At 52.8% G+C, this 12,348-nt stretch carries 9 protein-coding genes; 2 read left to right on the top strand and 7 right to left on the bottom strand.

From position 1 onward, the window contains the following. Positions 1 to 101: 101 nt before the first annotated feature. From ACO0K9_RS05300 to ACO0K9_RS05280, 5 genes are all read right to left on the bottom strand, one after another. Entirely contained in the window at positions 102 to 539 is a 438-nt protein-coding gene (locus ACO0K9_RS05300; RefSeq protein WP_422982470.1) for an ABC transporter transmembrane domain-containing protein, read from the bottom strand. Between the two features lie 168 nt (positions 540 to 707). Next, positions 708 to 2,246 carry a lysine--tRNA ligase gene (gene lysS, locus ACO0K9_RS05295; protein ID WP_422982468.1) on the bottom strand — a complete coding sequence of 513 codons (1,539 nt, stop codon included), beginning with the start codon at positions 2,244 to 2,246 and terminating at the stop codon, positions 708 to 710. Positions 2,247 to 2,333: 87 nt separating this feature from the next. After that, positions 2,334 to 3,438, bottom strand: a protein-coding gene (gene prfB, locus ACO0K9_RS05290) for a peptide chain release factor 2 (protein WP_422982466.1) whose coding sequence is annotated in 2 segments (ribosomal slippage) — positions 2,334 to 3,356 and positions 3,358 to 3,438 — 1,104 coding nt in all. Because the reading frame shifts where the segments join, the coding sequence is not laid out codon by codon here. 234 nt (positions 3,439 to 3,672) lie between these two features. Then, positions 3,673 to 3,963, bottom strand: coding sequence for a hypothetical protein (locus ACO0K9_RS05285; RefSeq protein ID WP_422982464.1), 291 nt, complete (start codon positions 3,961 to 3,963; stop codon positions 3,673 to 3,675). Positions 3,964 to 4,114: 151 nt separating this feature from the next. After that, the gene (locus ACO0K9_RS05280; RefSeq protein WP_422982462.1) at positions 4,115 to 6,454 is read right to left on the bottom strand and encodes a YgiQ family radical SAM protein; all 2,340 of its coding nucleotides are present in this window, start codon (positions 6,452 to 6,454) and stop codon (positions 4,115 to 4,117) included. 279 nt (positions 6,455 to 6,733) lie between these two features. Here ACO0K9_RS05280 and dcd point away from each other — a divergent pair, with 279 nt between their 5' ends. Both dcd and ACO0K9_RS05270 read left to right on the top strand, forming a co-directional pair. Then, entirely contained in the window at positions 6,734 to 7,300 is a 567-nt protein-coding gene (gene dcd, locus ACO0K9_RS05275) for a dCTP deaminase (RefSeq protein WP_422982460.1), read from the top strand. Next, positions 7,300 to 8,220, top strand: coding sequence for a glutaminase (locus tag ACO0K9_RS05270; protein ID WP_422982458.1), 921 nt, complete (start codon positions 7,300 to 7,302; stop codon positions 8,218 to 8,220). Before dcd ends, ACO0K9_RS05270 begins: the two co-directional genes overlap by 1 nt. 86 nt (positions 8,221 to 8,306) lie before the next feature. Here the strand turns inward: ACO0K9_RS05270 and ACO0K9_RS05265 are convergent, their stop codons facing one another. After that, positions 8,307 to 9,758 (bottom strand): DUF1501 domain-containing protein, encoded by a 1,452-nt coding sequence (locus ACO0K9_RS05265; RefSeq protein ID WP_422982456.1) that lies wholly within the window; start codon positions 9,756 to 9,758, stop codon positions 8,307 to 8,309. A 12-nt stretch (positions 9,759 to 9,770) separates the two neighbouring features. Next, positions 9,771 to 12,263 carry a DUF1800 family protein gene (locus tag ACO0K9_RS05260; RefSeq protein WP_422982454.1) on the bottom strand — a complete coding sequence of 831 codons (2,493 nt, stop codon included), beginning with the start codon at positions 12,261 to 12,263 and terminating at the stop codon, positions 9,771 to 9,773. Positions 12,264 to 12,348 lie beyond the last annotated feature (85 nt).

Here is a 12,348-nt window from a genome sequence, read left to right as displayed (position 1 = left end):
AATAAACCGGAGATTATCGCAAATGACATATTTTAAATTCAAATCGTGGACACCCCTAAAACCGCCAAAACCAGCGCCTGCATTAGCTTTGCTGGCTTTACTTACCAATTTAACCGGACACTAGTGAAGATGGACATCAGATTGCCGGTGCGCTGGTTTTCGAAATACGCCATTTCCAGTTTTTGTACATGGTCATAGGCATCCAGCCGCAAGTCATGTTGCAGATTCTGGGCAAGCTTGCGCCATTTCAGCGACAGCAGATATTCAAACCAGGATTCGCCACCCCAGATAAGTGCATTCACCACACCCAGGAACATCAGTTGGTGCCAGGTATCGGTAATGCCAAAGCCACCCAGGACCCGCTTCGCCAGAAAACTCTTGTCGCCATTGATGACAATATCCACGGCAACGCCGATTAACACTTCAGGCAGGACATCAAAAAATTTATTCAGGATGGAGTAAATCGTTGCCATCCGGAAATCGCTACGATAGGCGCTGGCGTAATGCAGAAGTTTTTTTAATGGATGGATAGTCGGCATGGTTTGTTTGGCAGAATGGTGAAACGAAAGAATGAGACTAAAGAAATAAGCGAAAGAAATAAACTAAAGAAGATGTCAGGTGACATCACTATCAAAAACAAAAAGGGACTGCAGATTCTACAGTCCCTTTCCCATTTTCGCTTGCGATGCAATCGTTGCGGCTGAAGTTTAATCTTCGCGGCGCAGATGCGGGAACAAAATCACGTCACGGATGTTCGGTGAATCGGTAATCAACATCATCAAACGGTCTATGCCTATGCCGCAACCGCCAGTCGGTGGCAGGCCATATTCCAGGGCGCGGATGTAATCGGCGTCGTAGTACATGGCTTCTTCATCGCCGGCATCCTTGGCCGCAACCTGTGCCTGGAAGCGTGCTGCCTGGTCTTCTGCGTCATTCAATTCCGAGAAGCCATTGGCGATTTCACGACCGGTCATGAACAGCTCGAAACGTTCGGTAATACCAGCGACGGTATCTGATGCACGTGCCAGTGGCGAGACTTCGACCGGGTAATCGATGATATAGGTCGGGTCCCACAACTGGGCTTCGGCAGTTTCTTCAAACAGGGCCAGTTGCAATGCACCCAGACCCGCCGTGGCGAAAGGCTTGACGCCGAATTTCAACAATTCTGCCTTGATGAATGCTGCATCATGCAATTGTTCATTGGTGTAATTGGGCGCGTATTTGTTGATGGCACCAACGATGGTCAGACGCTGGAAGGGTTTGCTCAAATCCAGTTCACGACCTTGATAAGTCAACACGGCTGTCCCATGTGCATCTTCAGCTGCCTTGCGGATGACTTGTTCAGTGAAGTCCATCAGCCATTTGTAATCGACGTAGGCAGCATAGAATTCCATCATCGTGAATTCCGGATTATGGCGTGGTGACACCCCTTCATTGCGGAAGTTGCGATTGACTTCAAACACGCGGTCAAATCCACCGACCACCAGACGCTTCAGGTACAGTTCTGGTGCGATACGCAGGTACATTTGCATGTCCAGCGCATTGTGATGGGTGATAAAAGGCTTGGCTGCGGCACCGCCAGGTATCACATGCAACATCGGTGTTTCCACTTCCATGAACTCATTGCTGTTCATGAAGGTGCGGATGGAGTTCATGGCTGCCGTGCGCGCCTTGAAAGTACGGCGCGTGTCTTCGCTCATGATAAGGTCGACATAGCGCTGGCGGTACTTGGTTTCCTGATTGGCCAGGCCGTGGAATTTGTCTGGCAGCGGACGCAGGGATTTGGTGAGCAGACGCAGTGTCGTGACCTTGACGGTCAATTCATCTGTCTTGGTTTTGAACAGGACACCGACAACACCAAGAATATCACCCAGGTCATACTGATGGAAGGCTTCCATCTCGGCTTCGCCGGTTTTGTCCGTGGTGATATACAGTTGTATGCGACCATCCGCCTTGATACCAGACGCATCCTGCAGTGTGGCAAAAGCAGCTTTCTTGCCAGCCGGGCGGCTTAGCATCATGCGACCGGCAACACTGACTTCAACGTTCAGCGTTTCCAGTTCCTCACGGGTCTTTGACGCGTATTGCTGGTGCAGATCGGCGGCTTTGTGTTGCGGACGGAAGTCATTCGGGAAGGCGATGCCTTTGGTGCGGATGGCATCCAGTTTGGCGCGACGCACAGCAATGACAGAGTGTTCGTCAACTGCTACTTCTTCGGCTGGTGCGGCATTATTTATTTCGGACATGGGTTTTCCCTCAGTGAGGGCAGGCATCTGGCCTGCAGGTTTTTATTTGGATAAGACAGCGCAGGCAATGGGCCTGCGCGATGGCTGTTACACGCCTTGCTTCAATGATGCCGCAATGAATTCATCCAGGTCACCATCCAGAATCGCCTTGGTGTTGCCCGATTCGAAATTGGTGCGCAAATCCTTGATGCGGGATTGATCCAGCACATACGAGCGGATCTGATGGCCCCAGCCGACATCGGTCTTGGAATCTTCCAGGTTCTGCTTTTCACTCATGCGCTTGCGCAGCTCAAGTTCAAACAGTTTGGCTTTCAGCATTTCCCAGGCTTCGGCACGGTTCCTGTGCTGGCTGCGGTCATTCTGGCATTGCACGACGATGCCGGACGGGCCATGCGTCAAACGTACAGCGGAATCGGTTTTATTAATATGCTGACCACCGGCACCAGAGGCGCGGTAAGTATCGGTACGCACATCTGCCGGATTGATGTCGATCTCAAACGAATCATCCACTTCAGGATACACAAACAGGCTGGAGAATGAGGTATGGCGACCATTGTTGGAATCAAACGGTGACTTGCGCACCAGGCGGTGTACGCCGGTTTCCGTGCGCAAGTAGCCATAGGCGTATTCGCCTTCGACCTTCAAAGTGGCGGTCTTGATGCCGGCGATGTCGCCGTCTGACTGTTCCATGATTTCGACTTTGAAGCCCTTGCGTTCGCAATAGCGCAAATATTGACGCAGCAGCATCGACGCCCAATCCTGCGCTTCAGTACCACCGGCACCAGCCTGGATGTCGATAAAGCAGTTGTTCGGGTCCATGGGATTGTTGAACATGCGGCGGAATTCCATGCCCTCGACCAGTTCACGCAGGCTTTGGGCATCTAGCTCTATCGCTTCCAGGGTATCGTCATCGTTTTCTTCGCGCGCCATGGCGAACAGGTCGTTGGCATCACGCAGGCCGCTGTCGGCCTTGATGAGGGTATTGACGACTGTTTCCAGGGATTTTTTTTCTTTGCCTAATTCCTGGGCGCGTTTGGGATCATTCCAGACGGCGGGGTCTTCCAGTTCGGCGTTGACTTGTTCGAGTTTCTCTGACTTGATATCGAAGTCAAAGATACCTCCGGAGTTCGGCTTCGCGGACGGTCAGGTCGGCGAGCAGGGCGGACAGGCTATTGAGGCGTTCAGCTTCCATGATAGGTATTCTTTTCTAATGCAATCAAACCTTGCATTATACCTTGGCATGCGGCTGCATGAGTGAATTCGACAGCGTACTTATGCATAAACTGCAAGAATACCGGCTGAAAGGCAGGCCCTGACGGTCTTTCCGGATGGTGACTTGCACTTGTTGAAACAATAGGGCTTACGCAAAACTGCCCCCAAGCGTTGCAACGCCTCTTCCAGCCGAGTACTACAGTTCAGCGTATTGTCACCAGACTGATTTGCTGACCGTCGGTATGGTATCCCTGTGGCTTTCCATCCATTTGGCCAGGTGGTTTTTAAAGCAGGGTGGGCAAATGTGGTATTGCGTCAGGGTGGATTGTCCGCCATTGGGGAAAGATTCTTCCTCTTCCAGGCTGACTGTAGTGATGATCTTTTCATGTTCCTTGCTGCCCCAGTTTTCATCCCAGCGGGATTCGGCACCGCAGACATCACAGGTGAGCTTGTCGAACACTTCTTCGGTATGCTCAAGTATCAGAACTGTTTTCATGTGCTTCATACTGTCTCCTTGCTGTTTTGGCCTGAAGTTGCTGCAAGCAATGAATTGATTCTACATCAGTGGTAAAGCAGGGAAAGGAAATGCTAAAAAAAAGCTGTGTTTTTCAACACAGCTTTGATTTTTGTTCAGCTTTGATAGCCTTGGGGTAAATTTAGCGCCGCCCGGATTTGTTGCTGGTAGCTGCCTTGGGCTTGCTTGCCTTGTAGGCAAGGGCTGGGCGGCCTGCAGCCGGTGCCGCTGTTTTCATGGCAGGTTTGACCCCGGTACCTGCTTGTGGGCGTGTTGCCGGTTTTTTGCCAAAAGTATCTATTTTGGGCGCAGCAACCCGCCTGCCATTCGCTACACCGCTTTCATCGATGGTGATGGGAATATGGGGTTGACGGGATGGGATCAAATGGCGTGGCCCGCTACCTATCAAATCACGCCGCCCCATGCGTTGCAGGGCTTCGTGGATGATTTCCCAGTTTTCCGGCGCGTGATAGCGTAACAGCGCTTTGTGCAGTTTGCGTACCTTGCCTGAACGTGCGGTTTCTACCACTTCAGAATCTGCCGTCACTTTCTTCAGCGGATTCTTGCGTGTGTGGTACATGGTGGTAGCCAGCGCCATTGGTGTCGGCATGAAAGTCTGCACCTGATCCAGCTTGAAATCATTTTTCTTGAGCCAGATCGCCAGGTTCACCATGTCTTCATCAGTAGAGCCTGGGTGGGCCGCGATGAAGTAAGGGATCAGGTATTGTTCCTTGCCCGCTTCTTTCGAATACTTCTGGAACATCGCCTTGAATTCATCATAGCTGCCTATGCCGGGCTTCATCATTTTAGATAAGGTATCGGCTTCAGTATGTTCCGGCGCAATCTTCAGCAGGCCGCCAACGTGATGGGTTACCAGTTCTTTTACATATTCGGGTGAGCGCACAGCCAGGTCATACCGCAGGCCTGAGCTGACCAGTATCTTCTTGATGCCAGGAAGGGCGCGCGCCTTGCGGTATATCGAAATCAGCTTGCTATGGTCAGTGCCCAGGTTCGAACAGATGCCTGGGTAGACGCAGGACAGGCGACGGCAGGATTCTTCTATCTTCTTGTCCTTGCAGGCCAGCCGGTACATGTTGGCAGTCGGGCCACCCAGATCAGAAATCGTACCTGTGAAACCTTTGACCTTGTCGCGGATTTCTTCTATCTCGCGCAAAATCGAGGGTTCGGAACGGCTTTGTATGATGCGACCTTCATGTTCGGTGATGGAGCAGAAGGTACAGCCGCCAAAACAGCCGCGCATGATATTCACCGAGAAACGTATCATTTCCCATGCCGGTATGCGTGATTTGCCATAAGCCGGGTGCGGCGCACGCGCATAGGCACGGTCATACACGCCATCCATCTCATCCATGGCCAGTGGCAGCGGTGGCGGGTTCAGCCATACGTCGCGGTCGCCATGGCCCTGCACCAGCGCCTTGGCATTGCCGGGATTGGCTTCCAGATGAAAGACACGGGACGCGTGGGCGTACAGTACGGCATCGTCCTTGATTTCATCAAAGGATGGCAGGCGTATGACGGATTTGTGCTGCTTGTTGCGCAGCATGATCTGGCGCTCTTCGCGGCTCATGATGCGTATGGCCTGTTGCTGGACGACATCCACTTTCAATTCCTTGACGACGCTGTCTGCCGTGCTTGCCGGCGTGGTGGCGTCCGTCGTGCCGGTGGCGCATTTGGCTTCTTTTTCCGGCATCATGGCATATGGGTCGGTATGCGCTTCGAGTTTGCCAGGGGTATCGATTTTGACGGAATTGATTTCCGTCCATTCTTCATCCGGCAACCAGCCACGCGGTGTCATAAATGCCGTACCACGCAAGTCGCGGATATCCTTGATTGCTTCGCCCTGGGCCAGCCGGTGAGTCAGGTCGATCAGGGCGCGTTCTGCATTGCCGAACAGCAGGATGTCTGCCTTGGAATCTGGCAGTACCGAGCGACGCACTTTGTCAGACCAGTAGTCATAATGGGCAATGCGACGCAGGCTGGCTTCTATGCTGCCGACCACGATATTGGCATCAGGGAAGGCTTCACGCGCACGCTGGGCGTACACCACCAGTGCACGATCCGGGCGCTTGGTGCGATCGCCATCGGGTGTATAGGCATCTTCTGAACGTATTTTCCGGTCTGCGGTATACCGATTGACCATGGAATCCATATTGCCGGCGGTGATGCCGAAATACAGGTTTGGTTTGCCCAAAGCGCGGAAGGCATCGGCCGATTGCCAGTCAGGCTGGCTGATGATGCCAACCCGGAAACCATGATGTTCCAGCAAGCGGCCAATCAGGGCCATGCCAAAACTGGGGTGATCGATATAGGCATCACCCGTTACCAGGATGACATCGCAGCTATCCCAGCTCAGTACATCCATTTCGGCGCGCGACATGGGTAAAAAAGGCGCGGTATTTTTTCCGCCAACTTCGGGACGGAAACGTGGGAATGAGAATAGATTTTTAGGCTGAGCGTTCATGGGCGGAATTGTACCGGAAACCTGTGGATTTTGCTCGCATGAAAGGAAATTCTTCTGAAAAATCAAAAGCTTGCATAAAATTCGAATGAGCTTTTTACCAACTGATTTCTGCGCCCGGATCGCCAGCCTGGCGAGGCTGCCGGGTGTCAGAAGCTTGCTTGGTGGACTGCCGGACCGAAATTGTCTCGAATTTGTTTGTGTTTTCCAGAACTAATTCCATATTAGATATAGCTGTTTTCGCGTAAAATCGCGCCAATATTAATGTGGCAGGAGAAGTATATGAGTATCAAATCAGACAAGTGGATACGCCGTATGGCTCAACAGACTGGCATGATAGAGCCGTTTGAACCTGGCCAGGTGCGTGAGCGCGATGGCAACCGCATCGTCAGCTATGGTACTTCTTCGTATGGTTACGATATACGCTGTGCCGACGAATTCAAGATTTTTACCAATATCAACAGCACTATCGTTGATCCGAAAAACTTCGATGAAAAGTCTTTCGTGGATTTCAAGGGCGATGTCTGCATCATCCCACCAAATTCATTTGCGCTGGCGCGCACCATGGAATATTTTCGCATACCGCGTAGTGTATTGACGATTTGCCTGGGAAAATCAACCTATGCCCGTTGTGGCATCATCGTCAATGTCACACCATTCGAACCAGAATGGGAAGGCTATGTCACGCTGGAATTTTCCAATACCACGCCATTGCCAGCCAAGATTTATGCCGGCGAAGGTTGTGCCCAGGTACTGTTCTTTGAAAGTGATGAAGTTTGTGAAACCTCATACAAAGACCGTGGAGGTAAATATCAGGGACAAGTTGGCGTGACGCTGCCAAAAACCTGATGCAGCCCGATTACACCGCAATCCTCGAGACAATTTTTGCGGAAGTTCAACCCCTGTTGTCACAAGGGAAGGTTGCTTCATACATTCCGGAATTGTCTAAAGTATCTGCCCAGCATTTTGGCATGGCAGTGTATTGCCTGGACGGCAGCACTTATTCCATCGGTGATGGTCAGCAAAAGTTTTCGCTGCAAAGCGTGACGAAGCTGTTTGCGCTGGCGCTGGCATTTGCACGTGAGGGTGACGCCATCTGGGAAAGGGTGGGGCGCGAGCCTTCTGGCAATCCCTTCAATTCCCTGGTGCAGCTTGAGTATGAAAAAGGCAAGCCGCGCAATCCCTTTATCAATGCTGGCGCACTGGTCATGACAGATATCCTGTCAGGTCGTTTTGTGCAGTCGGATATCGCGGTGTTACAGTTTGCCCGCACCATCGTCGGTGAAAACACGGTGGATTTTGACATGGCTGTTGCCCAGTCGGAACGAATGACGGCGCATCGCAATTATGCGATTGCCCATTTGATGAAGGATTTTGGCAATCTGCATAATCCTGTCAAGGCTGTCATCGACAGCTATTGCCGCCAATGCTCGATTACCATGACTTGTGCGGAACTGGCCAAGGCTGGCAGCTTCTTGGCCAATCATGGCACGATTCCCTGGAGTGGTTTGCAAATACTGGACCCCAGCTCTGCCAAGCGTTTGAATGCACTGATGCTGACCTGCGGTACCTATGATGCGGCAGGTGATTTTGCCTACCGTGTGGGCTTGCCGGCCAAGAGTGGTGTCGGCGGCGGCATACTGGCGCTGGTGCCGGGTGAGTTGGCCGTGGCCGTCTGGTCGCCGGGTCTGGATGCGACTGGCAATTCACTGGCTGGCACGTATGCGCTGGAACGCTTCACCACCCTGACTGCCAGATCGATTTTCTGATTGCTGCTGGCTGGCATCAACCAGCAATAAAACAAAAAGCCCCTGTTGCATGCATCTGCAACAGGGGCTTTTTGTTGGTCGAAATTCTAGCCCAGGAAGCCCAGGTTGCGGTTGGAAAAATTCGCGATATTCGGGAAGACATCATTGATCTGCGAGGTGCTGAGGCCAAACCAGTTGGCCAGTGTGGCACCATACTGATCAACTGAAATCTGCGGCAGCAGGCTGCCAGAACCCACATCCAGCGTATGCTTCAGGCCAGTGACCGGGAAGTCGCCATAAATGTTCTTGCCCTTGACTGCGCCACCAATGACGAAGTGGTGCGAGCCCCAGCCATGATCAGTGCCATCGCCATTGCTGGTAAAGGTCCTGCCAAAATCGGAAGCGGTGAACATGGTGACCTGGTTACGCATATCGGTGCCTTGCAAACTACCCATGACACCATCGAAATAAGTGATGGCATGCGCCAGTCTTGCCATCAGATCGGCATGGGCGGTGCGCTGGAAATCATGGGTATCAAAACCACCCATACTGACAAAAAACACCTGACGCTGCGCGCCGAGCGCACTGCGGCCAGCGATGATGCGGGCCACGGTTTGCAATTGTGAGGCCAGGGCATTGTTTGCCAGGCCACCCGTGTTGGGGTTGGTATATTGCGTGGGATTCGGTACTCCGGTGCCACCCGCCGGCGCCATGGCCGGACTGAGCAGGCTTTGCGCATTGATTGAGCGATTGGTGACGTTGGCATGTTCTTTCTGGAACAGGTTGCTGCTGTCTGCCGTGATGATGGATTTCAGCGGATTGCCTGCCGTGGTAGAGCCAAACAGAGTACCAGTGAGCGCGCCAATTGGTACCGCACCGGAGGCGCTGACCTGATATTGATTGATGGTACGGCCAGACAAGAATACCGCATTGCCTGATGCGGAAATTGCCGTAAAAACCGGATAGGCATTGCTGGCCGCCAGCAGGTCACCCATACGTCCGCCCCAGCCATAAGCGGCACCTTCAGGTGCATAGGCCTGCCACAGCGATTGCTGGTCATTATGGGAAAACAGCTTGGGGGGCAGCGGTACACTGGCAGCCTTGTATTGCTGCAGCGTGGTAGGTACGATCAAGGGGCCGACATTGCTGACAATAGCCACGCGACCACTGTCGAACAGGGTCTTTAATGAATCCAGGGCAGGGTGCAGCGCAAAAGTGCGTCCTGCCTGTGTCGTGTTGGGTGTAATCGGTAATACACCGCCGCTACTGCCCACCGGTGGCAGCGCAATAGAGCCGGCTTCATTGGTGGTACGCACGGTGGTGTACTGGGTCCATGAGGTACTGTCGGTTGCCAGCACGGTATTCGCATGGTCATTGGCACCATACAGGAACAGGCAGATCAGGGCCTTGTAGCCGCCGGTTGAGGTCTGTGCAGCGGCGGAGCCGATGGTGGCCAGGTTCAGGGCAAATGGCAGGCTGGCGCTGCCGATGGTGCCAGCTGCACCCAGTGCCGACGAATAGCGTAAGAACTGACGGCGTGAAGCATTAACTTTAGTCATGATGGATCCCCTTTATTTTTGGACCAGATATTCAGGTGATGCCATAGTCAGGAATGTCGCCAGATAAACACGGTTCTTTTTCGCTGCATCTGCATTGGCAGTGTTATTGGTGGGAATGGTGACGGAATTAACGGCAGCCAATATCTGGCTGCGTAAGCCGCTGCTCATCTGATTTGCCATCAGCAGTAAATTCAATTGGTCCAGCATTTGATCCGGCGTTGCGGCCAGGGCAATCATGTTGGTGTAGTCAGCCTTGACGTCACGTGAAGAGCCTGTGCCGTTTGGAATAATATCGCGCATGAAATTCAGATAGCCGACTACCGACGTCTCGGCAGTAATCTGCATTTCTGGTGACACCAGCCCGGCTGTCGCAATGCCGGAGTTGGGTGGCACATAACCCGGGCGATAGAAATTGAAAACGGTAGGTGAACGCATCGGCGTTTCAGACAGGCCACTCAGCGGATCATCCAGGCTGGTCATCAGGAAGCGGCCGGAAGTGGAGTTGACATTGAAACTGCGCATCCAGTTTGCCAGGCGCAATACCGGCTCACGCAATTTGCCGGTGTTGGCATACGCCAGCGTGGCATCGTTGCGCGCTTCATTGTCCAGCAAGACGGCTTTGATGACGGCACGCATATCACCCCTGACCCCCTGGCCATTATTGTTGAAGGCAGCGGCGACGCGTGACACATATTGCGGGCTTGGGTTGCTGGTCACCAGGCGCTGTATCAATTGCTTACCGAAGAAAGGGCCGACGTTCGGATGATTGAACAGGGTATCCAGTGCAGTTTTCAGGCTGGCTTCCGGGTTGGCTGCAGATTGCGCGGGAATGGTGATACCCAGGAAGCTCTTGGCTGAAACCGAATGGTATTTCGGGTAGCTCTGCATAGGCAGCCAATCCCGGTTCGGATCGGGATTGCCGCCAAAGAAACGGGAGTCACTCTTATCCGGACCAGCCCAGCTCCAGCCGGTGAAGACCTTGGCCATGCCACTGATATCGGTGCTGGAATAGGTTTCCACTGGCTTACCTGCATTCAGTACATAGCTGCCGTCCTGATTCAACTGATACAGGCCTATGGTAAACAACTGCATGACTTCGCGCGCATAGTTTTCATCTGGTACCTGGGTCCCGGATTCTTTCTGGTTGCGCAGGGAAGTCAGGTAGTTGCCCATCATCGGATGCAGGGTTACAGATTCCAGCAGATTGCGGAAATTACCAAAAGCATTGGCACCCAGCGTATCGTAATAAGAGGCAACGCCACGCGGATAGTTGGCTACATTGCTGTCCTGGAAAGAGACAACAAAGATTTGCGAGAGAGCAAAGGTGGTGCGCTGGCGTAACTGATCATCACCCTTGATGCCTTGCTGCCAGAAGGATTCAAAGAAATTGTTTTGACTCAGGTCGCTCAAACCATTGATGAAGCCCGCTGCCTGGGCATCCATGTAGCTGCGGTGCAGTTTTTGCGGCATGGCAAGCTGTTTGTCTATCCAGGCGTCATAGCTACTGCTGGTCAGGCTATTGATGTCGTTGTTGGTGGCACCAAAACTGGCTTGTGCCAGGAAGCGCGAGGCCTGTGCCGGTGTTGGCGCATTGCTGTTGACTGCCTGAAAGCCGACCAGTGACTGTATGAGCCCATTGGCAACGCTGGTATCGGTGGCCGATATGGTGGCCGCCAGCGTCATTCCCTTGCTGATGGAATCTGCGGTCTGGATGTAACTCAGCCCTTGCTGAATAGAAAAATTCTTGGCAACGCTGTCCTTGTTGTCCAGCAGGTTGCTGATCCATCCATATACAGAATCGCCGGCATAACCATGTGCGGCAATCAGCATGGAACGCACCACATTGCCACGGCTTACCGTGCCATTTGCCAGGCCATTCACCCAATAGTCCAGTCCGGCTTTGTCCGGGGGAGTGCGACTCAGTACGTTTTTGTACACGACCGTGACGAAATCGGCGTTGGTCATGTTAGGCAGATAGCCGGTCAGTGCAGCATCCTGTATGGCAGCGATATAAAAAGATTCGCCGATCTTTTCTATGCTAACACCGCTCTTGAACTGATTGATCCAGTATGCCAGTCCATTGGCATCGGGAATCCGGTTGAAGTAGGCAATATACAGTTCAATAATGGCGTTCAGATCTGCCGCCGAGATGGTAGTCGACAGGTCGGCGATGATCAGGTTGACGGATACATCAGTGAACAGTAATTGCTGAATGCCAGCTGCAATGCTGGTAGTGCCATCGCTGCCTACATTGTCTTTGACTGTGTAGCCGCCAGTGACTTTGGTAATGGTGTAATTGGAGCGGTTGCCGTTGAAGGTGACCGTTGTGCTTGATACCACCGGTGCCGGCGCAAACAGACGCTCCAGCGCACTGGGTGCAGCGGGTGGCGGATTATTTGCCGTATTGCTGCTACTGGTTTTTTCGTCACCCCCGCAGGCACTGAGCGCCAGAACGAACAGGGTGAGAAGGTAGTGTTTGCGTGTGATGAACCGGATAGGTGGCATATTGACTCCTGATTATCCATTCCGGAGAATTTCATTTGGGAAAGCCAATTCTAATCCAAGGGTCTTTACGTGATCCCCATAAAGT

The organism is Undibacterium sp. Ji50W, from assembly GCF_049340445.1.
Classification (GTDB): Bacteria; Pseudomonadota; Gammaproteobacteria; order Burkholderiales; family Burkholderiaceae_D; genus Undibacterium.
This window is presented reverse-complemented; position numbering and strand designations above follow the sequence as displayed.